Source organism: Streptomyces sp. 2114.4 (assembly GCF_900187385.1).
In the GTDB taxonomy this organism is placed as follows: domain Bacteria; phylum Actinomycetota; class Actinomycetes; order Streptomycetales; family Streptomycetaceae; genus Streptomyces; species Streptomyces mooreae.
The window spans coordinates 6964117-6989998 of sequence record NZ_FYEY01000001.1 but is presented as its reverse complement, the minus strand read 5'-3'; the positions used below and the strand labels follow the sequence as shown (position 1 = coordinate 6989998).

At 71.7% G+C, this 25882-nt stretch carries 22 protein-coding genes and 1 tRNA gene; 4 read left to right on the top strand and 19 right to left on the bottom strand.

Translation table 11 applies throughout. From position 1 onward, the window contains the following. Window positions 1-23 precede the first annotated feature (23 nt). The 14 genes from hpnH to CFW40_RS30790 all read right to left on the bottom strand — a co-directional run bounded on the left by hpnH (window position 24) and on the right by CFW40_RS30790 (window position 15845). Complete coding sequence (hpnH, locus tag CFW40_RS30855; protein ID WP_088801063.1) at window positions 24-1049, bottom strand: adenosyl-hopene transferase HpnH; 1026 nt, start codon at window positions 1047-1049, stop codon at window positions 24-26. Between the two features lie 5 nt (window positions 1050-1054). Next, window positions 1055-1720, bottom strand: coding sequence for a 1-hydroxy-2-methyl-2-butenyl 4-diphosphate reductase (locus tag CFW40_RS30850; RefSeq protein ID WP_088801062.1), 666 nt, complete (start codon window positions 1718-1720; stop codon window positions 1055-1057). Next, complete coding sequence (gene shc, locus CFW40_RS30845) at window positions 1720-3750, bottom strand: squalene--hopene cyclase (RefSeq protein ID WP_088801061.1); 2031 nt, start codon at window positions 3748-3750, stop codon at window positions 1720-1722. The genes CFW40_RS30850 and shc overlap by 1 nt, the downstream gene beginning before the upstream one ends. A 107-nt stretch (window positions 3751-3857) precedes the next feature. Next, window positions 3858-4922 (bottom strand): polyprenyl synthetase family protein, encoded by a 1065-nt coding sequence (locus CFW40_RS30840; RefSeq protein ID WP_176956330.1) that lies wholly within the window; start codon window positions 4920-4922, stop codon window positions 3858-3860. Between the two features lie 53 nt (window positions 4923-4975). Further along, window positions 4976-6433 carry a hydroxysqualene dehydroxylase HpnE gene (gene hpnE / locus CFW40_RS30835; RefSeq protein WP_371127055.1) on the bottom strand — a complete coding sequence of 486 codons (1458 nt, stop codon included), beginning with the start codon at window positions 6431-6433 and terminating at the stop codon, window positions 4976-4978. Between the two features lie 100 nt (window positions 6434-6533). Beyond that, complete coding sequence (hpnD, locus tag CFW40_RS30830; protein ID WP_088801059.1) at window positions 6534-7487, bottom strand: presqualene diphosphate synthase HpnD; 954 nt, start codon at window positions 7485-7487, stop codon at window positions 6534-6536. Next, window positions 7484-8350: a squalene synthase HpnC gene (gene hpnC, locus CFW40_RS30825; protein ID WP_088801058.1), complete on the bottom strand. Its 867-nt coding sequence runs from the start codon at window positions 8348-8350 to the stop codon at window positions 7484-7486. The genes hpnD and hpnC overlap by 4 nt, the downstream gene beginning before the upstream one ends. 449 nt (window positions 8351-8799) lie before the next feature. Further along, window positions 8800-9603 (bottom strand): ABC transporter ATP-binding protein, encoded by an 804-nt coding sequence (locus CFW40_RS30820; protein WP_088801057.1) that lies wholly within the window; start codon window positions 9601-9603, stop codon window positions 8800-8802. Then, window positions 9596-10525 carry an ABC transporter permease gene (locus CFW40_RS30815; protein WP_088801056.1) on the bottom strand — a complete coding sequence of 310 codons (930 nt, stop codon included), beginning with the start codon at window positions 10523-10525 and terminating at the stop codon, window positions 9596-9598. Before CFW40_RS30815 ends, CFW40_RS30820 begins: the two co-directional genes overlap by 8 nt. 78 nt (window positions 10526-10603) lie before the next feature. Continuing rightward, on the bottom strand, window positions 10604-11476 hold the full coding sequence (locus CFW40_RS30810; protein WP_088801055.1) for a glycosyltransferase family 2 protein: 873 nt from the start codon (window positions 11474-11476) through the stop codon (window positions 10604-10606). Window positions 11477-11499: 23 nt separating this feature from the next. After that, entirely contained in the window at window positions 11500-12279 is a 780-nt protein-coding gene (locus CFW40_RS30805; protein ID WP_088801054.1) for a CDP-alcohol phosphatidyltransferase family protein, read from the bottom strand. Next, a complete protein-coding gene (locus CFW40_RS30800; protein ID WP_088801053.1) occupies window positions 12257-13318 on the bottom strand; it encodes an iron-containing alcohol dehydrogenase family protein in 1062 nt (353 codons plus the stop codon). Before CFW40_RS30800 ends, CFW40_RS30805 begins: the two co-directional genes overlap by 23 nt. After that, entirely contained in the window at window positions 13306-14043 is a 738-nt protein-coding gene (locus CFW40_RS30795; protein WP_069570960.1) for a sugar phosphate nucleotidyltransferase, read from the bottom strand. Before CFW40_RS30795 ends, CFW40_RS30800 begins: the two co-directional genes overlap by 13 nt. Continuing rightward, entirely contained in the window at window positions 14040-15845 is a 1806-nt protein-coding gene (locus CFW40_RS30790; protein ID WP_088801052.1) for a DUF5941 domain-containing protein, read from the bottom strand. The genes CFW40_RS30795 and CFW40_RS30790 overlap by 4 nt, the downstream gene beginning before the upstream one ends. A 558-nt stretch (window positions 15846-16403) precedes the next feature. Between CFW40_RS30790 and idi the strand changes: the two genes are divergently transcribed. Continuing rightward, window positions 16404-17015: an isopentenyl-diphosphate Delta-isomerase gene (idi, locus tag CFW40_RS30785; protein ID WP_088801051.1), complete on the top strand. Its 612-nt coding sequence runs from the start codon at window positions 16404-16406 to the stop codon at window positions 17013-17015. Here idi and CFW40_RS30780 read toward each other — a convergent pair. The 3 genes from CFW40_RS30780 to CFW40_RS30770 form a co-directional block, all read right to left on the bottom strand. Then, window positions 16990-17481 (bottom strand): ATP-binding protein, encoded by a 492-nt coding sequence (locus CFW40_RS30780; RefSeq protein WP_088801050.1) that lies wholly within the window; start codon window positions 17479-17481, stop codon window positions 16990-16992. The genes idi and CFW40_RS30780 overlap by 26 nt on opposite strands. A gap of 251 nt (window positions 17482-17732) precedes the next feature. Continuing rightward, a tRNA-Met gene (locus CFW40_RS30775) sits at window positions 17733-17806 on the bottom strand. 119 nt (window positions 17807-17925) lie between these two features. Next, on the bottom strand, window positions 17926-19599 hold the full coding sequence (locus CFW40_RS30770) for an ABC-F family ATP-binding cassette domain-containing protein (protein WP_088801049.1): 1674 nt from the start codon (window positions 19597-19599) through the stop codon (window positions 17926-17928). A gap of 54 nt (window positions 19600-19653) precedes the next feature. Here CFW40_RS30770 and CFW40_RS30765 point away from each other — a divergent pair, with 54 nt between their 5' ends. After that, window positions 19654-20424, top strand: a complete 771-nt coding sequence (locus tag CFW40_RS30765) for an enoyl-CoA hydratase/isomerase family protein (RefSeq protein ID WP_088801048.1) — start codon at window positions 19654-19656, stop codon at window positions 20422-20424. Window positions 20425-20470: 46 nt separating this feature from the next. On the opposite strand, the gene CFW40_RS30760 is transcribed toward CFW40_RS30765, so the two are convergent. After that, window positions 20471-21115, bottom strand: coding sequence for a DJ-1/PfpI family protein (locus CFW40_RS30760; protein WP_088801047.1), 645 nt, complete (start codon window positions 21113-21115; stop codon window positions 20471-20473). Between the two features lie 112 nt (window positions 21116-21227). Beyond that, the gene (locus tag CFW40_RS30755) at window positions 21228-22199 is read right to left on the bottom strand and encodes a GlxA family transcriptional regulator (RefSeq protein ID WP_088801046.1); all 972 of its coding nucleotides are present in this window, start codon (window positions 22197-22199) and stop codon (window positions 21228-21230) included. Between the two features lie 143 nt (window positions 22200-22342). Between CFW40_RS30755 and CFW40_RS30750 the strand changes: the two genes are divergently transcribed. Next, window positions 22343-23212, top strand: a complete 870-nt coding sequence (locus CFW40_RS30750; protein ID WP_088801045.1) for a hypothetical protein — start codon at window positions 22343-22345, stop codon at window positions 23210-23212. A 153-nt stretch (window positions 23213-23365) separates the two neighbouring features. Beyond that, entirely contained in the window at window positions 23366-25819 is a 2454-nt protein-coding gene (locus CFW40_RS30745; RefSeq protein WP_088801044.1) for a Tex family protein, read from the top strand. Window positions 25820-25882 lie beyond the last annotated feature (63 nt).

Below are 25882 nucleotides of genomic sequence, written 5' to 3'. Positions count from 1 at the left end.
CGCGGCTCACCGCGGGTCAACGGTCACCCGCGGTTGCCCGCGACGGTCTCCTTGGCCGCCCGGAGGGATTCCTTCAGCGACCCCATGGTGGCGAGGACGGCGGTCGGCTCGTAGCCGCAGTGCGCCATGCAGTTGGCGCAGCGCGGGTCCTTGCCGCGGCCGTACTTGTCCCAGTCGGTCTCCTCGATGAGCTCCCGGTAGGTGGGGACGTACCCGTCGCTCATGAGGTAACAGGGGCGCTGCCAGCCGAAGAGCGAGTAGTTGGGGATCGCCCACGCCGTGCACGGGAAGTCCGCCTTGCCCTCCAGGAAGTCCAGGAAGAGCGGGCTGTGGTTGAGCCGCCAGCGGCGCCGGTTGCCGCCGGCGAAGGCCTTCTTGAACAGCTCACGGGTCTGCTCCACACCGAGGAAGTGCTCCTGGTCGGGGGCCTTCTCGTAGGCGTAGGCGGGCGACAGCATCATTTCGTCGACCTGCAGGTCGTCATTGAGGAAATTGAGGACCTCGATGATGGTCTGCGGGGTGTCGGTGTTGAAGAAGGTGGAGTTGGTGGTGACCCGGAAACCGCACCGCTTGGCCTCCTTGATCGCTGCCACCGCCTCGTCGAACACGCCTTCCTTCGCGACGGATTCATCGTGCCGCTCGCGCATGCCGTCGATGTGCACGGCGAAGGCGAAATACGGCGAGGGGGTGAAGTTCTCCATCTTCTTGCGCAGCAACATCGCGTTGGTGCACAGGAAGACATACTTCCGTTTGGCCACCAACTGCCGCACGATCTCGTCGATCTGCGGGTGCATCAACGGCTCGCCACCGGCAATGGAGACCATCGGGGCGCCGGACTCCAGCACCGCACCGACCGCCTGCGCCACCGGCATACGCTGTTTGAGCACGCCCGCCGGATGCTGGATCTTCCCACAGCCCTCGCATTTCAGATTGCACGCGAAGAGCGGTTCCAGCTCGACAATGAGCGGGAACTTCTCCCGCCGGCGGATCATCTTCTGTTCAAAAAGATAGGTCCCGACCCGGATGGACTGACGGAGCGGCATGGCCATCTGGCTCACCTCCAGGGGAGCAGCAAAGAACGGTGCCATTCGAAGAAAACAGGAAGTACGGAGCGCAGCACGCGGAAGGCCGATATTCCACCGCGCACCGTGCCGATGCGTACGAGTTCATGTTCTGGAGCGTCCACGACCACCCGGACGGCCGCAACCGGACGGATGCCGGCGCGCCGGGCCACCCGGAGGGTCACGGCGGATTCCATGTCCACCGCGACCGCACCCGCGGCATGCAGCGCGGCCCGCTCCGCGCCGCGTACGACGTGGTCGGAGCCGCGCAGCAGCCCGGTGTGCACGGTCAGTCCGCGCTGCCGCAGGGCCCGGAGCAGCGGGCCGTTGTCGTGGCAGAGCGTTTCCGGCGCATCCGCATGGTGATCGCGGGTGGCCTCGGCGACGACCACGTCCCCGGGGCGCATCCCGGGAGCGAGGCCGGCGCAGAAACCGCTGGCCACGACGGGAGAACCCTCGGTGACCGCGCCCGCACGCAGCGCACGGACGAGGGCGCGTTCGGCCGCCTGGGGACCCATGCCGGTACGGAGCGTGACCAGCTCCGGCCCGCCCCCTGGCGCCGCTCCCCCGCGGAAACCGCCGCGCAGCGCGAACCGCTCGATGCCGAGCGCACAGGCGACCAGCAGGGGCGGGCCCGCGTCCGCCGGGGGGCGGGGCATCAGGCCCTCACCGGTGCGGCGGCCGGTCCCCCGCCCAGGTAGCGGCCCAGGGCGGTCAGCGGGAAGACCTGGCGGTAGAGGTGATAGTTGATGGAGAAGTCCCAGGGGAAGCCCGTGCCGGTGAAGTACGGCTCGTCCCAGGACCCGTCCTCGCGCTGGGTCGCGGTCAGCCAGCGCACTCCGCGCCGTACCGCCTCGCTGTCCCGCTCCCCGGCCGCGAGCAGCGCCATCAGCGCCCAGGCGGTCTGTGAGGCGGTCGAGGCGCCGCGTCCGGCCCACTTCTCCTTGTCCTGGTAGGAGCGCTGGTCCTCGCCCCAGCCGCCGTCCTCGTTCTGCACCTGCTCCAGCCAGCGCACCGCCCTGCGCACCGCGGGGTGCGAGGCGGGGATTCCGGCCGCGGCGAGCGCGGGGAGCGCCGAGCCCGTGCCGTAGAGGTAGTTGGTGCCCCAGCGGCCGAACCAGGCGCCGCTGGGCTCCTGTTCGGCCAGCAGCCAGGCGATGCCGCGGCGGGTGCGCGGGTCGTGGGTGTGGCCGACATCGGCCAGCATCTCGACGACATGGGCGGTGACATCGGCCGACGGCGGGTCGATGACCTCCCCGAAGTCGCAGAACGGCAGCCGGTTGGGGAACGGGCTGGTGTTGTCGACGTCGAAGGCGCCCCAGCCCCCGCCCTTGGACTGCATCCCGAAGTTCCAGCGCACCGCGCGGTCCACCGCGGCGGCGACCCGCTGCGGATCGGGGTGCTCGACCCGGCGCAGCGCGAGCACCACCTCGGCGGTGTCGTCGATGTCCGGGTAGTTGTCGTTCTCGAACTCGAAAGCCCAGCCGCCGGAGGGGAGTTGGGGCCGCTTCACGCTCCAGTCACCGGGCCGGCGGATCTGCTCGGCGAGCATCCAGTCGACGGCCTTGACCAGCTGCGGATGGTCGGCGGGCAGTCCGGCGTCGGCGAGCGCGATGGTGGCCAGGCAGGTGTCCCAGACCGGGGACTGGCAGGCCTCGATCATCCGGGTGGGGCCGGCGGGACCGTCCTCGCGCCAGACGGCGAAACGGTCGAGGGAGGCCAGGCCGGCGCGCAGCACCGGGTGGTCGAGGTCGTAGCCGAGGAGGTGCAGGGCGATGACGGAGTAGACGGCGGGGGGCTGGATGCCGCCCCAGCAGCCGTCGTTCTCCTGCCGCTCGATGATCCAGCGGGCGGCGGAGCGCATCGCGGCGCCGCGCAGCTTGCGCAGGGCGACCTTGTGGTAGAGGTGCAGCGCCTTGTCCAGGCGCTGGAAGAGCCCGTCCCACGTGGTGGCGGGGGCGAGCGGCCGCGGCGGGTTGGGCCGGCGCGGATCGGTGTGCAGCTCGTCGAGGCCGAACGGCGCCGGGCGCACCGGGCGCTTCGCCGAGACGATCGTCAGCGGCACGATGGTCTGCCGCGCCCAGCATCCGAAGTCATAGATGTTGAGCGGGAACCACGAGGGGAAGTAGATCAGCTCCGGCGGGAGTTGGGGCAGGTCGTCCCATTTCCACCAGCCGAAGAGCGCCAGCCAGATGCGGGTGAAGACCCGGGCCGCGGCGACTCCGCCCTGTTCGCGGACCCATGCGGAGGCCTTGGCCAGGTGCGGGGCGTCGGGGTCGTCCCCGGCGAGGCGCAGGGCGACATAGGCCTCGACGGTGGTGGAGAGTTCACCGGGCCCGCCGTGGAAGGTGGCCCAGGTGCCGTCCGCGTGCTGCCGGCCGCGGATGTGGCGGGCCGCGGCCTCGGTGATCTCCGGGTCCTGGATACCCAGGAACTGACGGAGCAGCAGGTCTTCGGCGTCCATCGTGACGTTGGTCTCGAGGTCGCCCTTCCACCATCCGGCGGGGTCCTGCACGGAGAGCAGATACTCCGTGGCGCGGGCGGTCGCGCGCCGGGCGGCTTCCGCCGTGTCCTGCGCCGCGGCGGTGCGCGTGGGCGTGGCTGTTGCGGTTGTCTCAGCGGTGGCATCGCTGGCCGAGGGGGCCCGGGGCGGCAGCGCCCCGGTGCTTCCGTCGGTCGTCGCTGTCATGGCTTCCCCTTCTGCAGTGAACTGTGCAAAGCGTGCTCAGGGATTCCGTCGGCCGGCGCCTGGCTGGCGCCGGCCGGCGACTGCGATCTATTCGGTGGAGCTGGTGCTCATCTCTCCCGGACAACGACGAAGTCCGCGAGTGCGACGAGCTGTGCACGGACCTTTTCCGGCATCTCGATCTCGTTCAGGGCGGCAATGGCGGTGGCGTGCTGGCGGCGCGCCTCCTGGGAGGTCCACTCGCGGCCGCCGGCCTCCTCGATGAGGGCCGCGCGGGAGGCGAACTCCTCCTCGGTGAAGTCGGCGATCTCGGTCTCGCTCTTCTTCGCGTCGTCGGCGAGGATGCGGGCGAGACGCTCGGCGGCCGGGCCCTCGGCGGCCAGCGCGGCGACGACCGGCAGCGACTTCTTGCGCTGGCGCAGGTCGCTCCAGGGCCGCTTGCCGGTGGCGTCCGGGTCGCCCCAGATGCCGAGCAGATCGTCGACGGCCTGGAAGGCGAGGCCGAGGTGGTAGCCGTACCGCTCGAGGGTGTCCGCGGTGCGGTCGTCGGCACCACCGAGGACCGCACCGATGGAGACGGCGCAGGCCAGCAGCGCGCCGGTCTTGTTGCCCTCCATCTCCAGGCACTCCTCGACGGTGACCCGCTCGCGGTGCTCGTAGGAAATGTCCTGGGCCTGACCGTCGATCAGTTTGCGGGAGGCCTGGGTGAGCCGGCGGGTGGCCCGGCCGGCGTCGACCGTGCCGAGCTCCAGCAGTATTTCGTTGGCGAGGGCGAACAGCGCGTCACCGACGAGGATGGCCTGTGCGGGCCCGTGTACCTTCCAGACGGTGTCGCGGTGCCTGCGCTGCTCGTCGCCGTCCATGAGGTCGTCGTGCAGCAGCGAGAAGTTGTGCACCAGCTCGACGGCGACCGCGCCGGGGATGCCGGTCTCGGGGGCCGCGCCGGCGGCCTCGGCCGACAGCAGGGCGAGCGCGGGCCGTACGGCCTTGCCGCTGTCGCCCGTGGTGGGGCGGCCCTCGGCGTCGATCCATCCGAAGTGGTAGGCGGCGACGGTGTCCATGGGAGGAGCGAGCCGGTCCACGGCGGCACGCAGCACGGGAGTGGCGAGTGTCCGCCCGCGCTCCAGCAGCGCGGTGACGCTCTCGGTGTCGATAGCTGGGGAAGCCGGGTTCACGGTTTCTCCTCTGTTTCCGGTGCTCGTGCTCGTGGGAGCGCTCGTACTCGTAGTCATGCCGCCTCCTGAGGCAACTGGCCCTGGGGGAAGCCGAGTTCGGTGAGTGCCTCGCGAGCGGCGGCAGTGCCGCTGCGAACAGCGCTTTCCATGGTCGCGGGCCACCCGGTGGCGGTCCACGCACCGGCCAGGAACAGGCCGGGGGCTTGGGTGCGGGCGGCGGGGCGGAGCCTGCCGACGCCCGGCGCGGGCGCAAAGGTCGCGGTGCGCTCGCGGGTGACGAAGAAGTCGTGGATCCTGGCGCCGCGGGCGGCGGGCAGCAGCCGCTCCAGCTCGGGCAGATAGCGGGCGCGGAGCTTGGCGACCGGCTGGTCGATCTCTTCCTGCGCCGCGGACTGCGAGACCGCCAGATACTGGCTGCGCTCCTGGCCGGGCAGGCCCGTCAGCCCGGAGGCGTGGGTGCGGTCGAAGACCCACTGGACCGGGGAGCCGACCGCGGCGAAGAAGGGGCGGCGCAGCACCTTGCGGTCGTAGACGACATGGAGGTTCAGGATGGGGGCGGTGCCGATGTCCAGCAGCCGGTCCTTGCCGTCCAGTGCCGTGCCGGGCAGCAGGGCGTGTGCCTCGCGCTGGGGTACGGCGAGGACGACGGTGTCCGCGGTCAGCTGCTCGCGCTCGTGCGGCCCCTTCTCCACCGTGACCTGCCAGCCGTCGTCGTGACGCAGGAGGGCCCCGGCGCGGGTGCGCAGGGCGATGCGGACGCCGGCCTTCTCCAGGGCCGTGCGGGCGAGGTCGTCGTGGACGTCGCCGAGCGGGACCCGGGCCCAGCCGATGTCCGCGGCACCGGGGGCGGACAGCAGTCCGGTCTTGAAGACCTTGGCGGCCAGGCCCATCGAGGCGTCCTCGGCACGGGCGTTGAGTGTCGCGATGCCGACCAGGTCCCACAGCGCCTCGACGGCGCGGGCGGACTGGCCGTGGCGGCGCAGCCAGCTGCCGAAATCCTGCCGGTCCAGGGCGGGGTCGGCCGGGTCGAGGCCCTTCAGCGCGAGGGTGGCGCGGACGACCCCGGCGCGTTCGGCGGGCGAGAGGTGCGGGTAGCCGGCCAGGCTCCCGGCGAGGTGCAGCGGTACGGGCAGCGCCGTGCGGCGCAGCCGGCCGAGCCGCATCCGGTCGGCGTCGAGGACGGGTACGTCCATCCGGTCCTGCAGGGGCACCAGGTGCGTGGCGCCGAGCCGTTCGAGCAGCCGGCTGTAGGCGGTGCAGCAGCGCAGGAAGACATGCTGGCCGTTGTCGACGGTCAGCTCGCCGACGCCGGACTCGCGGCGGAAGGAGAAGACCAGCCCGCCGAGACGGGGGCGGCCCTCGACAAGGGTGACCCGCAGGCCCGCGTCGGCCAGCGCGAGCGCCGCGGTCGTGCCCGCGAGCCCGCCGCCGATCACCACCGCCGCCGCCCCTTCGGGACGGCCGGACGGCAGGTCGTGCCGCCGGCCGGGCCGCCTGGCTCCCGATGTCATGTGCTCTCCCCCCGTACTGCTGTGAGGGACGCAGCCACCCCCGGGAGGGTTGCCCGCCGCACTGACGCGGGATCACCGCTGTCGTTCGCCGCCCGGCGCATCATCCGCGCCTCCGCACGGACTCCCGGCGGCCGATCGCCCGCGCGTCGAGCCCGGAGAGCCCGCGCACCGCGACGAAGGCCTTCTCGCGGCCGGGCAGGGTGACCCGGCCGCGCAGCACCGCCTCGGGGTCGGCGGCGATCCGGGCCAGCAGCCGGTGGTAGATGCCGGCCATCGCGGCCACGCAGGCGCCGCTGCGCCGGTCGAGCATCGGCAGCAGCCGGAATCCCTCGGCGAAGAGCGCGCGGGCACGTTGCACCTCGAAGTGCACCAGGCCGCTGAAGTCGGAGCCGGGCGGCGGCACGGGCCCCTCGAAGCCCGCCGCGCAGCCGAACTTGGCAAGGTCCTCGGCGGGGAGGTACGTACGGCCGTTCCCGGCGTCCTCGCGAAGATCCCGCAGAATGTTGGTGAGTTGCAGGGCCAGTCCGAGGGTGTCGGCGTACTCGAAGGCGCGCTCGGCGTCCGGTGCGCCCGGTACGGTGCCGAACACGCCCAGCGAGAGACGGCCGATCGCGCCGGCGACACAGCGGCAGTACCCCCGCAGCTCGTCCCAGGTCTCGTAGGTCTCGCCGCGCACGTCCATCAGCACGCCGTCGATCAGCTCGTCGAGACCGTCCAGCGGCAGCGGGAAGCGGCGGGCGGCGTCGGCCAGCGCGACGGCCACCGGGTCGGTGTCGTCCTCGTCGACCCGGCCGTCCTTGATGCGTGCCAGCACCGCCCGGGTGTCCTCCAGGCGGCGTTGCTTGGCGGCGGGTTCCAGGGTGCCGTCGCCGATGTCGTCGACCCGGCGGGAGAAGGCGTAGAGCGCCGACATGGCCTGCCGCTTGTCGGCCGGCAGCAGCCGGATGCCGTAGGCGAAGTTCCGTGCCTGCTGCCCGGTGACGGCCTCGCAGTAGCGGTACGCAGCGAGCACCGGCGCGGACGCGTGTGCGGTTGCCTCCACGGTCCGACTCACCCCTCTCTTCGCAATGTCGCCCCTACCTCGCGCAGCAGGCTGAGCTTGGTCGGCTTGGGCGGTCCAGGGAGTACGTCGTAATCGGCGGCCGCGACCGCCTGGAGTGCAGCGCGTCCGCCGGCCACGAAACCGGCCAGCAGCAGCTTGAGTCTGCCGTGGACGCTACCCACCAGCGGGGTGCCCTCACGCAGCAGCTCACGGGCGCGTTCGGCCTCGTAAGCGATCAGCGCGCGCACCGATGCGCCCCCGCTCGGCGCGGCCAGATCGGCCTCGTCGACACCGAAGCGCTTCCTGTCCTCGGCCGGCAGGTAGATGCGGTCGCGCCCCAGGTCCTCGGCCACGTCCTGGATGTGCTCGACGATCTGGAGGGCGGTGCAGACCGCGTCGGAGTGGCGGATGCGGGCGGGGCTCGCGGTGCCGGTGAGGGCGAGGACGAGGCGGCCGACGGGGTTGGCGGACAGCTCGCAGTAGGCGGCCAGATCGCCGTAGGTGGCGTAGCGGCTCACCCGCTGGTCCTGCCGGTTGGCCTCGATGAGATCGAGGAAAGGCCCGGGGGTCAGCCCGCAGCGGCGGACGGTCGGGCCGAGGCGGCGCAGCAGCGGATGCCCGGGGCCGGGGGCGCGGTCGCTGAAGACGCGGCGCAGGTCCGCTTCGAGGGCGTCCAGCAGCGCGGGCCGGTCGTCGTACTGTGCGCGGTCGAGCCCGAGGAGTACGGCATCGCCGCCGCCGGGCGCGAGATCGCCGTCGCCGATGTCGTCGACGAGCCGGGCGAAGCCGTAGACGGCCATCAGATCGGTCCGCCAGGCACGGGGCAGGAAGAACGGCGCGACGGGGAAGTTCTCGTGTGCGGCCTGATCGAGCACGGTGCGCGTCTGCTCCCGTCCCTCACCTGCCGCCCCCCTCCGGAGGAAGGCGCGACGCGCCTGCTCGTTGTCTCGGCTCACCGGGGGCTGCCCGGCGCAGTTCGGTGCCGGAGCGAACCAGTAGCCATTGCCGTCACGTCTCCCGTTCTACACCGCCAAGACAAAACATCCCATTCCGGACACGCCGCAGTCGGCGCCGCGCCCTGATCGAGACCGCATCACCCGCTTGGGCGAGCATTGCCCGACATATCCCACTTGTGCCGTTCGGCACCCGTACAGCTTACGCCGTACATCTCGCCCGCGTCCGAGGGGGTACCGAAGGCCGGGGCAACCATCCCGCCGACACCCACTACGCCCGAACTGTTCCAGGTGTCAACGGAATTGACCTTTTCCTCACGCTCGAAGGCCCCCGCGAGGCGACTCACGGAGGCCTTCGGGTGCGGGACGGACTATTTGCCCGTCTCCTTTTCGTACGCCTTGATCACTTCATCCGTCGGGCCGTCCATCAGCAGCTCGCCACGCTCCAGCCACAGGGTCCGGTCGCAGGTGTCGCGGATGGACTTGTTGTTGTGGCTGACGAGGAAGACGGTGCCGGCTTCCTTGCGCAGTTCGCGGATGCGAGCCTCGGAGCGCTTCTGGAAGCTGCGGTCGCCGGTGGCCAGGGCCTCGTCGATCATCAGGACGTCGTGGTCCTTGGCCGCGGCGATGGAGAACCGCAGGCGGGCGGCCATGCCGGAGGAGTAGGTGCGCATCGGCAGCGAGATGAAGTCGCCCTTCTCGTTGATGCCGGAGAAGTCGACGATGCCGTCGTAGCGCTCGCGGACCTGTTCGCGGCTCATGCCCATGGCCAGGCCGCCCAACAGGACGTTCTTCTCGCCGGTCAGGTCGTTCATCAGGGCCGCGTTGACGCCCAGCAGCGAGGGCTGGCCGTGGGTGTAGACCTTGCCGCGCTCGGCGGGCAGCAGGCCGGCGACCGCCTTGAGCAGCGTCGACTTGCCCGAACCGTTGGAGCCGATCAGGCCGATCGACTCGCCGCGGTAGGCGGTGAAGGAGACGCCCTTGACCGCGTGCACCTCGCGCACCCCCGTGGAGGGCTTGCGGCGCACGATGCGGTTCAGCGCCGCGGTGGCGCTGCCCTTGCCCGCGCCGGTGCCGTAGACGCGGTAGACGATGTGCAGATCGTCCGCGATCACCGTCGGGATCCGGGCCTCGGCGGCCTCGGTCGGCTCGATGCCGTGCTTCTGTTCAGCCACGTCCGTACCGCTCCTCAGCCTTCCAGAAGTACACAAAGCCGATCACGCCCATCAGCAGCGCCCAGCCGCCGGCGAACGCCCACACATGGGGCGGCAGCTTCGCGGCGGTGAAACTGTCGATCAGCGCGAAACGCATCAGGTCGATGTAGACGGCGGCCGGGTTGGCGTTGAGCAGGACCTCCACGAAGGCGGGGACGTGCTTGCCCTTGAGGATCAGGTCGATGCTGAACATCACGCCGGACGCGTACATCCACGTCCGCATGATGAAGGGCATCAGCTGCGCCAGGTCCGGGGTCTTCGCCCCCATCCGCGCCATGACCATCGCCAGGCCGGTGTTGAAGACGAACTGCAGCGTCAGCGCCGGGAAGGCCAGCAGCCACGACCAGGTCGGGACCTGTCCGAAGCCGAGCAGGATGATCACCAGCACGCCCATGGAGAACAGCAGCTGCTGCAGCTGCATCAGGCAGAACGAGATCGGCAGACAGGCCCGCGGGAAGTGCAGCGCCCGCACCAGGCCGAGGTTGCCGGAGATCGCCCGGGTACCGGCCATCACCGAGCTCTGAGTGAAGGTGAAGATGAAGACACCGGTCACCAGGAACGGGACGAAGTCGGGGACGCCCCGGCTCGTGCCGATCAGTACACCGAAGATCAAGTAGTACACGAGGGCGTTCAGCAGCGGCGTGGCCACCTGCCAGACCTGGCCCAGCTTGGCCTGGCTGTACTGCGCCGTCAGCTTGGCGCTGGCGAACGCGGAGATGAAATGCCGGCGGTCCCACAGCTGCCGGACGTACTCCGGCAGCGAGGGACGGGCCCCGCTCTGCGAGAGCCCGTACTTCTGGGCCCGCTGGGCAGGGGTGAGCCCCTCATCGGAAGATGGCGGGGCACTCATGGCGACCGCACCGTCGTGCGTGGTCTCGCTCACAGTTGACACTTTCGTCCTCAAGGTGCGCTGCCGGGGCCACGCCCCGGTTCGCGCCTGATGCTCTCAGAGATGAGCTTGTCAGATGACGGGAGGGCGGCCCAGTCGGGTCAGTCGCCAAACGGTAGCCCACTTCATGGGGCGCCTGGGACCGCTCGGGGTCGCCCAGCCCTCCTTGAAGCCGCCCAGCCACGCCCGTAGCGCCGGTCGCGAGGGCCGGCGGGCCAGGGTGAGCAGAAACCAGACACCGAGATAGACCGGAACCAGCAGGGCGGGAAGGTTGCGCCGGGCCAGCCATACCCGGTTACGGGCCACCATCCGGTGGTAGACCGCATGCCGGGCCGGTGCCGTCGTCGGATGGAAGAGCACCATGTCCGACCGGTAGTCGATCTGCCAGCCGGCGTCCAGCGCCCGCCAGGCCAGATCGGTCTCCTCGTGGGCGTAGAAGAAGTCGTCGGGCAGCCCGCCGACCTCCTCGAACACCTGCGTACGGACCGCGTTGGCACCGCCGAGGAAGGTGGTGACCCGCGACGAGCGCAGGGGGTCCGAGGCCCGCAGCCGCGGCACATGGCGGCGCTGGGTCTCCCCCGTGTCCGGGTCGGCGATCCGGAAGCTGATGATCCCGAGATCGGGGTCGGCGGCGAAGGCCTCCCGGCACAGCTCGGCGGTGTCCTCCCTGGCCAGCAGCCCGTCGTCGTCCAGGAAGAGCAGGACGTCGACCTCGTTGCCGCCGGGGCCGAACGCCTCGATGCCGACATTGCGGCCGGCCGGGATGCCGACGTTCTCCGGCAGCTCGACGGTCCGTACGCCCTCGGGAAGCTCGGGCAGCGGCGAACCGTTGCCCACGACCGCGATCTCGATCGGGTCGCCCTCCTGCTTGGCGACCGAGTCCAGCAGCGCGCGCAGTTCCTCGGGGCGGTTGCCCATGGTCAGGACAACCGCACCGAGCTTCATGCTCCTCCCCACACCGGCTCCCGTCACTTGAGCCTGCTGGAGGCGAGGATGGACACGAGGTGCAGCAGGGTCTGCAGGAGCGCGATGCCCGCCAGCACGGCGACGCCGAGCCGCGAGAAGAACAGATCGCCCCTGACCGTGTCCAGGACCGCCAGGACCAGGATCAGCAGGGAGGCCTCGACCCCGAGGACCAGGCGGTGGAACTTCAGCGCCGCGGCCGCCTTGCGGGCCAGCGCCATACCGGACGAGCGCGGCTCGGACGCCGTCTCCTTGACCGGCGGAAGACCGCCCTGGTGACGGGCGACACCGACGAGGTCGGTCTCGGCCTTGATCAGGATGGCGCCGAGCGCGGCGAGGGTGCCGAGGAAGGCCCACAGCCAGTCGATCCGGCCCGAGCCCCACAGGTCGGCGGCGCGCAGGCCGAAGCCGACGAGCACCGCCGCGTCGCACAGGTAGGCGCCGACCCGGTCCAGGTACACCCCGCCCAGGGAGAACTGCTTCTTCCAGCGGGCGACCTCACCGTCGACACAGTCGAGCAGCAGGTAGAGCTGGACCATCAGCACGCCGAGCACGGCCCCCGGGATCCCCGGCACCAGCAGGGCGGGTGCGGCGAGGACGCCGGCCACGGTCATCACGTAGGTCAGCTGGTTAGGGGTGATCCGCGTGTTCACCAGGTGGCGGTCGATGCGCAGCGAGAGCTCGCGCATGTAGAGCCGGCCGGCCCAGTGCTCGCCGCTCCGCCGGTCCTTCACCCCCGGGGGGTGAACGACCGGCCGGAGCTCAGCTACCGATGGCTTGTGCATAGTCGGCGTAGGCGTCCCTGATCTGGTCGGTGGACAGGTCGAGGTGTTCGAGGATGGTGTAGCGCCCGGGGCGGGTCTTGGGTGCGTACTCGACGGCCGCGACGAATTCCTCGTCCGTGAAACCGATCTCGCCCGGCGTGGCCGGCAGGCCGTGCCGGCGCAGCACCTCGACCATCAGGTCACGGGTCTCCTTGTCCCCGCGCAGATGCGTGGCGAAGGCGGCGGCGAGGCCGCACTGCTCGCCGTGGCTCGCGGCGCGCTTGGGGTAGAGGATGTCGAGCGCGTGGTTGATCTCGTGGCAGGCGCCGGACGCCGGACGGCTGTCACCGGCCACCGACATCGAGATGCCGGTCAGGACCAGGCCCTCGGCCAGCACCTGGAGGAAGGCGTCGTCGCCGACCCCGCCGGGGTGCCGCAGCACGGCCTCGCCGGCCTGGCGCGCCATGGCGGCGGCCAGTCCGTCGATCGCCTCGCCGGTCTCGCGGTGCGAGAGCTCCCAGTCCGCGACCGCGGAGATGTTGGAGATCGCGTCGCCGATGCCGGAGCGGACGAACCGGACGGGGGCCTCACGGATGATGTCGAGGTCGATCACCACGGCGATCGGGTTCGGCACACCGTAGGAGCCGCGGCCCGCGTCGTTGTCGAGGGTGGCGACCGGCGAGCACAGGCCGTCGTGCGACAGGTTCGTCGCCACGGCGACCAGCGGCAGGCCGATGCGGGCCGCGGCGAACTTGGCGCAGTCGATGATCTTGCCGCCGCCGAGGCCCACGACCGCGTCGTAGTGCCCCTTCTTCATGGCGTCGGCGAGCTTGATCGCTTCGTCCAGGGTGCCGCCGCCGACCTCGTACCACTCGGCGCCGGGCAGCGCGGGGGACAGCCGCTCGCGCAGCCGTGCCCCCGAGCCGCCGCTGATCGCGATGGCGAGCTTGCCCGACGCGGAGATGCGCTGATCGGCCAGCAGGCCCGCCAGGTCGTCCAGGGCGCCGGCGTTGATGTCAACGACGACCGGGGACGGAATGAGGCGGGTCAGTACTGGCATGCGATGTCACGGCCCTTCGCCAGGTCGTCGTGGTTGTCGATCTCGACCCACTTGACGTCGCCGATCGGGGCCACGTCCACCTTGAAGCCGCGGTTGACGAGCTCCTGGTAGCCGTCCTCGTAGTAGAGGTCGGGGTCCCGCTCGAAGGTGGTCTTCAGGGCGTCGGCCAGCTCGTCGGCGGCCTCGCCCTCGATGAGGGTGACGCCGATGTACTCACCGGTCGCCTCGGCCGGGTCCATCAGCTTGGTGATCTTCTGGACGCCCTTGGCGGGGTCCACGACGACCTTCATCTCCTCGTCGGCGAGCTGCTTGACGGTGTCCAGCGCGAGGATGATCTTCTGGCCGTTGCCGCGGGCGGCGAGCAGGGTCTTCTCGACGGAGACCGGGTGCACGGTGTCGCCGTTGGCGAGGATCACGGTGTGCTTGATCGAGTCACGGCCGCACCACAGGGAGTAGGCGTTGTTCCACTCCTCGGCCTTGTCGTTGTCGATGAGGGTGAGCTTGAGGCCGTACTTCTGCTCCAGGGCCTCCTTGCGCTCGTAGACGGCTTCCTTGCGGTAGCCGACGATGATCGCGACCTCGGTCAGGCCGATCTCGGCGAAGTTGCCGAGGGTCAGGTCGAGGATCGTGGTGTCCCCGTCGACCGGCACCAGGGCCTTGGGCAGAGTGTCGGTGTAGGGACGCAGACGCCGTCCGGCGCCGGCGGCCAGCACGAGGCCGATCATGCGGGTTCTCCTTCATCGTGTACGGCGGGTGCTTGGGAGGACACCCAGAAACGGATGCTCTCGATGAGCACCAGCAGCGCCAGGACCACAGCAAGGGCCGTGAGCGCGATTGTGAAATCTGTGGCGAACAGGGCGGCCGCGAGGACGGTGATCACGAGGATCCGTCCCTCATGTCCGCCGGTCGCCCGGACGAGCCACCGCGGCGGGGCTCCGGTGCCACCGCGGATGCGGTAGACCGTGTCGTAGTGATGGTAGGCGAGCGCCGCGACCAGCCCGAACGCCGCGGGAAGGGCTCCGGGCGCCTCTGTGCGGGCGGCCAGGACCAGGATCGTGACGTATTCGCCGGCCCGGAAGAAGGGCGGGACGAGCCAGTCGAGGGCGCCCTTGAGCGGCCGTGCCACGGCGGCACCGGCCAGCAGTGCGGAGCAGACGGCGACGCCGACGGTGAGCCAGGACCTCGGGTCGTCCTGGAAGATCACCCAGACCAGCAGCACGGCGGCTGAGAGGAACGCCATGACCGGCGCCAGGAAGGAACCGGTACGGCCCCGGCCGCGGCCACGGCCGGCGATCAGCTCGGCGAGCGGCCCGGAGTCGGCGAGATCGGCCAGCGCCTGGGCGGCGCGGTCGGTGCGCCGGGCCCGCCGGGTCAGCGAGCGCAGCACCCGGCCCGCGGTGGTGTAGCAGGCGGCCAGCGCACAGCCGATGAGCAGGGCGTAGAAGACGATGCGCGGGGTGGTGAGCGCGGTGAGCACGGCGATCATGGCCCAGCGCTCACCGATCGGCAGCACGATCATCCGGCGCACCCAGACCGTCCAGCCGACGCTGTCGAGCTTGCCGGAGAGCGCGGCGGTGGGGCTGGTGTTGGCCGTGGCGTCGTGGTTCGCCTCGTTGAAGGAGAAGTCGACGACATGGCGGCAGGTCATCAGGACCATCGCGCCGAGCGCCAGCGCCCAGACGTCATCCCCGCCGCGCGCCGCGCCCAGCGCCAGGCCCGCGTAGTACGCGTACTCCTTGGCCCGGTCGAAGGTGGCGTCCAGCCAGGCGCCCATCGTCGAGTACTGCAGGGAGTAGCGGGCGAGCTGCCCGTCGGTGCAGTCCAGGACGAAGGAGAAGAGGAGCAGCAGGCCGGCCACGACGAAGCCGCCGCGGCTACCGGTGGCCGCGCAGCCGGCCGCGATCAGCGCGGTGAGCAGGGACGCGGTGGTGACCTGGTTGGGGGTGAGCCCGCGGCGCGCGCACCAGCGGGCCAGGTAGCGGGAGTACGGGCTGATGCAGTAGGTGGTGAAGAACCCGTCACGGGACTTCACGGCGGTGCGCAGCCGTACGGCCTCGTCGTCGACGGCGGCGACGGCTTCCCGGGCGTCCTCGCGCTGTGCCGGGGTCAGCGCGACGGTGGCGACCAGGCTGCCGAGCTCGACGCGGTGCAGTCCGCTCACCTCGCGGTCGAGGGATTCGGTGAGCGTGTCGGTGAGGACGTCCGTGAGGTGGGCGGTGCCGGCACCGACCGGGATCCTGCCGACCGCGCGGGCCAGCGCGGCGCGCGCCTCGGGCTGCGCGGTGAGCGCGCCCGGCACCGCCGCGGCGGGGAAACGGGGGTCGGTCAGTGCGAGCCGCAGGGCGTGCAGATGGCCGACGAAGCGGGGGTCGACGACGGCGACCCGCTCCTGGGCGGGCACCGCGGCGAGCAGCTCGGCGGCGGATGCGGCATCGTCCGCGATACGCACGTCAAAGCCCAGCGTGCGCAGGTCGGCTTCGAGCGGCGACCCGGCGACCGGCGGACCGGTGAGGATGGCGGTCGACAGTCGAACTCACTCCTTGGATGCTGACAAGGCAGCACGGACGGTTCGTGATCGATCCGCATTCGATACGAACTACCCGGGCAGCGGGCGTGGCACACCTGGCGCCCGGTGGGCTGGGGTGGCACGTCGGCAGAGGCTATCGGATCGCCGGATGCGGCCGTTCACCGCGCATTCACCGCTCGATCGAGTGACCGACGGCTGCGCCTGCCGCGATCATCATGGTGGATCAGGTGGCCCATGAACAACTGGCCCGCGGACCTGGCATTCCCTCCGGTGCCGGTTATGAGCGGGCTGGTCACGGGGCGGGCGAGTTGTGCCGGGGCCGGTGTGGCGAGAGCCATCCCAGGTCCGGGGGTGGCCGGCGTCCGGCGCCGCCGTCACCGGGACGCGCGTGCCGCCCGTATCGGGGGCGAAGGGCGCGGCAGCGGGGTGTGGACCATCTCACGCCCAGGCGCGCAGAAGGAGCGGCGCGCTGGCATGTGGCGCCGCGCACCCACTGTGCCGCTGATGGGGACCTGACTAGGGCAGACTTGGCGTCGAAGACCGACGACAAGGATGGGCATGCCGATCACACCTGCCAACGGACAGACCGCCGGGGACCCGGCGGTGAGCACACCGGGCGGCGCCGCCGAACCGATCATGCTGGAGCTGGTCGACGAGGACGGTACGACGATCGGCACCGCGGAAAAGCTCGCGGCCCACCAGGCTCCCGGGCAGTTGCACCGGGCGTTCTCCGTCTTCCTCTTCGACGAGAAGGGGCGGCTGCTGCTGCAGCGCAGGGCGCTGGGGAAGTACCACTCCCCCGGTGTGTGGTCCAACACCTGCTGCGGCCACCCTTATCCCGGTGAGGCACCGTTCGTGGCCGCGGCCCGGCGGACCTCGGAGGAGCTGGGCCTGGCGCCCGCCCTGCTGGCGGAGGCGGGCACCGTGCGTTACAACCACCCCGACCCGGCCTCCGGCCTCGTCGAGCAGGAGTACAACCACCTGTTCGTCGGGCTGGTGCGGGCCGAGCCGGCGCCCGACCCCGAGGAGATCGGCGAGATCGCCTTCGTGACGCCGGAGGAACTGGCCGAGCGGCATGCCCAGGCGCCGTTCTCCGCCTGGTTCATGACCGTGCTGGACGCGGCGCGGCCGGCGGTGCGCGAGCTCACCGGAGGGTCGGCGGGCTGGTAGCGAGCGGGGTGAGCGGCAGCTCGGCCCAGATGGCCTTGCCGCCGTTCCTCGTGTTCTCGACATCGCACTTGCCACCCGCCTCCGCGGTGAGCGTCTTGACGAGCCACAGGCCGCGGCCGCCGACGTCACCCTGTTCCGCCTCCAGTGCCTTGGGGCGGTAGGGGTGGCTGTCCTCGACCGCTACCCGTAGCCAGTTCGCCCCGATGGTGACCTGGACGGCGATCTGGGGCGAGAGCAGGGCGGCGTGCCGGACGGCGTTGGTGACGAGTTCGGAGACGATGAGCAACAGGCCGTCCATGATCTGGGCGGCCACGGGAACACGCTGTTCGGCGAGCAGATCCCGGACCGCGTGGCGTGCCTGCGGCACCGAAGACTCCAGTGCCGGGGCGGTGAACCGCCAGACACCTTCGTACGCGAGCGGGGAGGTCAGCTCTTCGGGGGGTTCTGCGGGGGGTCCGGAAGGCATCCTCACAGGAAGAGTGTTGAGAATGCGTTGGTCCGGACCGGCCAGCTGAACACAAGTCAGCGCTTATCGACGCCTTATGGCCGATTGCGAATGAGGCGATCGGCCCGGCGACCGATCCTGTTGCTTTTATGGGTTGTTCGCGGACTTACCGGAGGTGACCCCCGTACGATCCGCGCCCCGGGGCAGTGCATCCGGAACGCACAGCGCGGCGGGACCTATGCCTGGGCATCGGTCCCGCCGCGCTGTTTCAGTAGCGGGGACAGGATTTGAACCTGCGACCTCTGGGTTATGAGCCCAGCGAGCTACCGAGCTGCTCCACCCCGCGTCGGTGAACACCACCCTACGGGCCGGCCGCCTCAGGGCCAAATCGATAATCATCGCGGGTGCCGCGGGCCCGCCGGTCGCGGATCACCGCCCGCATCGCACGGTGATCCGCCCGCGGCCTCAGACCGCCCGGTCGGTGACCCGTCCGCCGTCGACCTCGATACGGCGGGTGGTGTGCACCGCTTCGAGCATCCGGCGGTCGTGCGTGACCAGCAGCAGGGTGCCGGGGTACGAGGCGAGCGCGGACTCCAGCTGCTCGATGGCCGGCAGATCGAGGTGGTTGGTCGGCTCGTCCAGGACGAGGAGATTGACCCCGCGGCCCTGGAGGAGAGCCAGCGCGGCGCGGGTCCGCTCCCCCGGCGACAGGGTGCGCGCGGGGCGCAGCACATGCGCCGCCTTCAGCCCGAACTTCGCCAGCAACGTACGGACATCGGCGGGCGGAAGGTCGGGGACACAGGCCCGGAAGGCGTCCATCAGCGGCTGGTCGCCCTGCCCCTGGTCGCCCGGCCCCTGCGCGCCGAAGAGCCGGCCGCGCGCCTGGTCGACCTCACCGACCACCACGCCGGGGCCCAGGGCGGCGTGCCCCGTCTCCAGCGGGAGCCGGCCGAGCAGGGCGGCGAGCAGGGTCGACTTGCCGGAGCCGTTGGGGCCGGTGATGGCGACCCGGTCCGCCCAGTCGATCTGCAGGTCCACCGGGCCGAAGCGGAAGTCGCCGCGCCGCAGGCCGGCACCGCGCAGGGTGGCCACGACCGCGCCGGCCCGGGGCGCGGCGGCGATCTCCATCCGCAGCTCCCACTCCTTGCGCGGTTCCTCGACCACCTCCAGCCGCTCGATCAGGCGCTGGGTCTGCTTGGCCTTGGCGGCCTGCTTCTCGGTGGCCTCCACCCGGGCCTTGCGGCCGATCTTGTCGTTGTCGGGAGCCTTGCGGCGGGCGTTCTTGACGCCCTTCTCCATCCAGTTGCGCTGGGTGTGCGCCCGGGTCTCCAGGGAGGCCTTGGTGTCGGCGTACTCCTCGTACTGCTCCCGCGCATGACGCCGGGCCCGTTCGCGCTCCTCCAGGTAGGAGGTGTAGCCACCGCCGTAGGTGTTGACCTGCTGCTGGGCGAGGTCGAGTTCGACGACGCGGGTGACCGTGCGGGCCAGGAACTCGCGGTCGTGGCTGACCAGGACGGTGCCGGCGCGCAGCCCCGTGACGAAGGACTCCAGCCGGTGCAGCCCGTCCAGGTCGAGGTCGTTGGTCGGCTCGTCCAGCAGGAAGATGTCGTAACGGGAGAGCAGCAGCGAGGCGAGCGAGGCGCGGGCGGCCTGGCCGCCGGAGAGCGTGGTCATCGGCTGGTCGAGGCTGACGGACAGGCCGAGCTGTCCGGCGGTTTCCTCGGCGCGCTCGTCGAGGTCGGCCGCGCCCAGCGCGAGCCAGCGCTCCAGGGCCGTGGCGTAGGCGTCGTCCGCGCCGGGCCGCTCGTCGACCAGCGCCTGGGTGGCGGTGTCCAGGGCGAGCTGGGCGTCGGCCACGCCCGTACGGCGGGCGAAGAAGGTGCGTACGGTCTCTCCCGGGCGGCGGTCGGGCTCCTGGGGGAGGTGGCCGACCGTGGCGGTGGGCGGGCCGAGGGAGAGCGTGCCGTCCTCCGGGGTGTCCAGGCCGGCCAGCAGGCGCAGCAGCGTGGACTTGCCCGCGCCGTTGGCGCCGACGAGGCCGACCACATCGCCGGGGGCGACGACCAGATCGAGGCCGGAGAACAGGACACGCTCGCCGTGGCCGGCGGCGAGGTCTTTGGCGACAAGAGTTGCTGACATCAGGCCGCCGATCGTATCCGCCCGGTCCGCCGTGGTCGCTCTAATATCCGGAGCATGGAACCCGGTCTGAAGACGCATGTCAGCGACGGCACAGCGACCGTCACCATCAGCAATACCGGCAAGCGGAATGCCATGACCGTGCAGATGTGGCGGGACCTGCCGCCGCTGCTGGAGCGGCTGGCGGCCGACCGCGCGGTCCGGTCGCTGGTGCTGACCGGCGAGGGCACGACGTTTTGCGCGGGTGCCGACATCGGGTCGCTGCGGGATCCGGCGGGCGAGTCGCAGGGCCTGGCGGCGGCGGCCGAGGAGGCGCTGGCGGCGTTCCCCGGGCCGACGCTGGCGGCGATACGCGGCTACTGCGTGGGCGGCGGCACCCAGTTGGCGGCCGCCTGCGATCTGCGGTTCGCGGAGGAGGGCGCACTGTTCGGGGTGACGCCGGCCAAGCTGGCGGTCGCCTATCCGGCGGCCGCCACCCGGCGGCTGGTCCGGCTGGCCGGGCTGTCCACCGCCAAGTACCTGTTGTTCTCGGGTGAGTTGATCGACTGCGCACGGGCGCTGCGGACGGGCCTGGTGGACGAGGTGCTGCCCGAGGGCGCGCTGGACAAGCGGGTGGCGGAGTTCTCGGCCGTCCTGGCGAGCCGGTCGCTGCTGACGCAGACCGCGGCGAAGGAGCTGGCCGACGGGACCTGGGACGTGCCGCCGGCCGAGGCCGAGGCGCGCGGCGCCCACTGGGCCGCGCAGGCGCGGGCGAGCGGCGACACCGCGGAGGGTGCCGCCGCCTTCCTGGAGCGCAGGGCGCCGCGCTTCACCTGGCCGACGGGCTGATGCCGGAGCGGGCCTCAGGCGGGCCCACGCCTCGTGGGACGGTTGCTCACTCCTCCCCGGCAAGCAGGAACCGGCTGCGCTCCCGCAGCATCGCGGTGATCTCGGCCGGTGCCTTGTCCGGGGAGCCCGCGTCGTAGGGCGGCTGCGGGTCGTATTCGATGCCGAGCTGGATCGCCTGGGCCGCGGCGTCCCCGGCGATGTGGCCGGCCAACGTCAGCCCCATGTCGATGCCGGACGAGACGCCGGCCGCCGTGACGTACTTGCCGTCGAAGACCACCCGTTCCCCGGTCGGCTCGGCCCCCAGCGCCGGGAGCTGGTCCAGCGCGAGCCAGTGGGAGGTCGCCCGGCGGCCCTTGAGGAGGCCCGCGGCGGCCAGGATCAGCGAGCCGGTGCACACCGAGGTGGTCCAGGTGGTGCCGGCGTCCACGGCGCGGATCCACTCGTGCACCGGGCCGTCCGCCATCTGCGCCCGCTGCCCGGGGCCGCCGGGCACGACGAGGATGTCCGGTGCGGTGACCTCGCCCAGCGCGGCGTCGGCGACCAGCCCGAGCGAACCGAGCTCGTTGCGGTACGGGCCGGTGCGCTCGCCGACGAACACCGCCTCGGCTCCCGGCAGCCGGCTGAGGGTTTCGTAGGGGCCGACGGCGTCCAGTGTGGTGAAGCCGTCGAAGAGAAGGATCGCGAGCTGCATGGCGTTTCCTGTCGGTAGGTCGGTAGGTCGGTAGGTCGGCAGGTCGGTAGCGGTACGTCGGTATCGGTCGATGTGGTGCCCGGCCCGGTGGAGCCCTTGCTGCCGGCCGGGGTCAGGGAGCGGCGACGGGTGGTCCGGCGGTCCGGAAGCGGCGACGGTATTCGGCCGGAGAGGCGCCCAGGACGCGCAGGAAGGCGCGGCGCATCGCCTCGGGGGTGCCGTAGCCACAGCACCGCGCCACCTGCTCGATGCCGTCGGCGGAGTCCTCCAGGTGCCGCCGCGCGGCCTCCAGCCTGACCCGGTCGACATAGCGCCCCGGCGTCATGCCCACTTCGTCGCGAAAGGCACGGGCGAAGTGCCGCGGGGAGAGGCGGGCGCGCTGGGCGAGGGCGTCGACGGAGAGGTCCCCCGCCGGGTTCTCGGTGATCCACTGCTGGACGTCGCGCAGTGGTCTGCGCTGTGCGGTCTGCGCGGCGAGCTGGGCGCTGAACTGGGTCTGGTTGCCGGGCCGCCGCAGAAACACGACCAGATGGCGGGCGACGGTCAGCGCGAGGTCCCGGCCGAGATCTTCCTCCACCAGGGCCAGCGCGAGGTCGATACCGGCCGTCACGCCCGCGGAGGTGGCCAGATCGCCGTCCCGTACGTAGATCGGCTCGGGTTCGACGCGCACCGCGGGGAACCGTTCGGCGAGGGTGTCGCAGAGCATCCAGTGGGTCGTCGCGCGGCGGCCGTCCAGCAGCCCGGCCTCGGCCAGCAGCAGCGCTCCGCTGCACACCGAGACCTTCCGCCGGGCGCGGTGGGCGTTGCCGCGCAGCCAGTCGATCAGCCGGGGGTCGGGGGTGCGGGTGCCCTGGCCGCCGGGCACCAGCAGGGTGTGCGGCGGCCCGGCGGCGCCGAGGGTGGTGTCGGGGATCAGGGTCAGCCCGCTGGTGGTGCGGACCGGGGCGCCGTCGAGGCCGGCGGTACGGATCCGGTAGGCGCCCGGGGCTTCCTGGGCCGCTCCGTGGAAGACCTCGACCGGTCCGGAGACGTCGAGAGCCTGCACACCGTCGAAGAGAACGACGAGTACCTCGCGCTGTTCCATGCCTCCATCCTGGGCAGCGGGGGCGAAGGCGGCAATGACGGATTTCCCACCCTTTCTGCCATCGCACGGGCCGGCAGCGCCCGGTGGCTCCCCTCCGGTGCCCTGCACGCACCTCCATACCGACGGGTCGGTAACCTGCCCGTATGACCACTTCCAGCGCACTGCCCGAGCAGGCCGGCCGTACCTGCCACAACGTCGTCAACCCGTTCCACTCCACGCACTACTTCGCGCCGGAGCTCGCGGCGGAGATGGCCAAGGCCGGCATCGAGAACCGCAGCGCCGCCTACTTCGCCTGCCGCGCAGCGGCCATGGGCGCGGTGGGCCCCGGCACCATCACGGCCACCTTCTACAACTTCAAGCACGACCTCATCGCCGAGCACGTCCCGGACGTCTGGACGGTCACCACGCCGCAGGCCGTGCTGGACGCCCGGCTGCGCGCCGTGGACGCCACGCTCCGCCGGCTCCTGGGCCCGGAGGCCGTCGAGTCGCCGGAGATGGCGGAGGCCGCGCACCTGGCGCTGCGCGCCGTCGAGGGCTGCACCCGCCAGGCCCGGCCGCTGTACGCCGCGCACGCCGACCAGCCGGTGCCCAGCGCCCCGCATCTGGCCTACTGGCACGCCGCGACGCTGCTGCGCGAACACCGCGGCGACGGCCACCTGCTGGCGCTGCTCGACAACGAACTGGACGGGCTGGAAGCGCTGGTCACCCACACCGCCAGCGGCCGCGGGATGAGTTACAAGGGCGTCATGGCGACCCGTGGCTGGTCGGAGGAGGACTGGGCGGCGGCGCAGGAGCGGCTGCGGGCCCGCGGCCTCCTGGACGCCGAGGGCGAGTTGACCGAGGACGGCGTCCGGCTGCGCAAGGACCTGGAGCGGACGACGGACCGGCTGGACCGGGCGCCGTACGAGCATCTGGGCGCCGACGGAGTGGCCCGGCTCACCGAGCTGGCGACCGGCTTCACCACCGCCGCCATGAACGCCGGGGCGTTCCCCGCCGCGCTGTTCGGCAAGTGAGGCCTGCGTAGCGCCATCGGCCCTCGCGGCCGCCCGCGGGCGGGCGCGAGGGCGGCGCGGACACCCCCGGGCGGCCGGGCGGTGCGACAGTCCGGGCCGTCAACCGGCACAATGCAGGCTCACGCAAGCGCTGGAAGGCGGGTCAGGATCAACGTGACGGCATCCACTGAGCCCATCGGGACCCTCGGGTCCATCGAAGCGAGGATCGCCGGGGAGCTCGGCGTCAAGGAGCGGCAGGTGAAGGCCGCGGTCGAACTGCTCGACGGCGGCTCGACGGTTCCGTTCATCGCGCGCTACCGCAAGGAAGCCACCGAAACGCTCGACGACGCGCAGCTGCGCTCGCTCGAGGAGCGGCTGCGCTATCTGCGGGAGCTGGAGGAGCGGCGGACCGCGATCCTGGAGTCCGTACGGTCCCAGGGCAAGCTCGACGCCGCCCTGGAGGCGCAGATCCGCGGCGCCGAGTCCAAGGCGCGACTGGAGGACATCTACCTCCCGTTCAAGCCCAAGCGGCGCACCAAGGCACAGATCGCGCGGGAGGCGGGCCTGGAACCGCTCGCCGACGGGCTGCTCGCCGATCCTTCGGTGGAGCCGTCCGCGGCCGCCGCGGCGTTCGTGGACGAGGGCAAGGGCGTCGCCGATCCGGCCGCCGCCCTGGAGGGCGCGCGGGCCATCCTGACCGAGCGGTTCGGCGAGGACGCGGACCTGATCGGCGAGCTGCGCGAACGGATGTGGTCGCGCGGGCGGGTCGCGGCGAAGGTGCGTGAGGGCAAGGAGGAGGCGGGCGCGAAGTTCGCCGACTACTTCGACTTCGCCGAGCCGTTCACCGAACTCCCCTCGCACCGTGTGCTGGCGATGCTCCGCGGGGAGAAGGAGGAGATCCTCGATCTCGCCCTGGAGCCGGAGGACCCGTCGGCGGCCACCGAGGGTCCCAGCTCCTACGAACAGTCCATCGCCCACCGCTTCGGCATCGCCGACCGGGGCCGGCCCGGCGACAAGTGGCTGCAGGACACGGTCCGTTGGGCCTGGCGCACCCGGGTGCAGGTGCACCTCGGGATCGATCTGCGGCTGCGGCTGCGACAGGCCGCCGAGGACGAGGCGGTGCGGGTCTTCGCCTCGAACCTGCGCGATCTGCTGCTGGCGGCGCCCGCCGGTACGCGCGCCACGATGGGCCTGGACCCCGGTTTCCGCACCGGTGTGAAGGTCGCCGTGGTGGACGCGACCGGCAAGGTGGCCGCCACGGAGACCATCTACCCCCATGTGCCGCAGCAGAAGTGGGACGCCTCGCTGGCCACGCTGGCGAAGCTGGCCCGCGAGCACGACGTCGAGCTGATCGCGATCGGCAACGGCACCGCCTCCCGCGAGACCGACAAGCTGGCGGCCGATCTGATCGCCGCGCAGCCGGAGCTGAAGCTGACGAAGGTGATGGTCTCCGAGGCCGGCGCCTCGGTGTACTCCGCTTCCGCGTTCGCCTCGCAGGAGCTGCCGGACCTGGACGTCTCGCTGCGCGGCGCGGTGTCCATCGCCCGGCGGCTGCAGGACCCGCTGGCCGAGCTGGTCAAGATCGACCCGAAGTCGATCGGCGTCGGGCAGTACCAGCACGACCTGTCCGAGGTGAAGCTGTCGCGCTCGCTGGACGCGGTGGTCGAGGACTGCGTGAACGGCGTCGGCGTGGACGTCAACACCGCCTCGGCGCCGCTGCTTTCGCGGGTGTCGGGCATCGGCTCCGGGCTCGCCGAGAACATCGTGGCGCACCGGGACAGCAACGGCCCGTTCCGCTCCCGCAAGGCCCTCAAGGACGTGGCGCGGCTCGGCCCCAAGGCGTACGAGCAGTGCGCGGGCTTCCTGCGGATCCGGGGCGGCGACGACCCGCTGGACGCCTCCAGCGTGCACCCGGAGGCGTACCCGGTGGTGCGCCGGATGGTGAAGTCGGCGGGCAGCGAGGTCGGTTCGCTGATCGGCAACACGGCGGTGCTGCGCACGCTGAAGGCCGCGGACTTCGTCGATGATTCCTTCGGCCTGCCGACGGTGAGCGACATCCTGCAGGAGCTGGAGAAGCCGGGCCGTGACCCCCGTCCGGTCTTCAAGACGGCGACCTTCAAGGAGGGCGTGGAGAAGATCGGCGATCTGCAGCCGGGGATGCTCCTGGAGGGCGTGGTGACCAATGTCGCCGCCTTCGGGGCGTTCGTGGACGTGGGCGTCCACCAGGACGGTCTGGTGCATGTCTCGGCGATGTCGAAGACCTTCGTCAAGGACCCGCGGGACGTGGTGAAGCCGGGCGACATCGTGCGGGTCAAGGTGCTCGATGTCGACATTCCACGGAAGCGGATCTCGCTGACGCTGCGGCTGGACGACGAGCACGGCAAGGGCGCCCCGGCGACCGGCGGCGGCGAGCGCCGGGGCGGTTCGGGCGGTTCGGGCGGTTCCGGCGGTGGCCGGGGACCGCGTGAGGGCGGTGGCCGCAGCGGTGCGCCGCGCCAGCGGCAGGGCGGCGGCGGGCAGCGCGGCGGCGACCGCCGGGGCGGCCGCGACGCCGGGCCGGCCAACGACGCGATGGCCGATGCCCTGCGGCGGGCCGGACTCCTGGGCACGGAGCGCGGCGGCCGCTGACGGACCACGGCTGCGACCGGCGGCAGCGGGACGGGCGCCCGCTGCCGCCGGTACGGCTGTGGT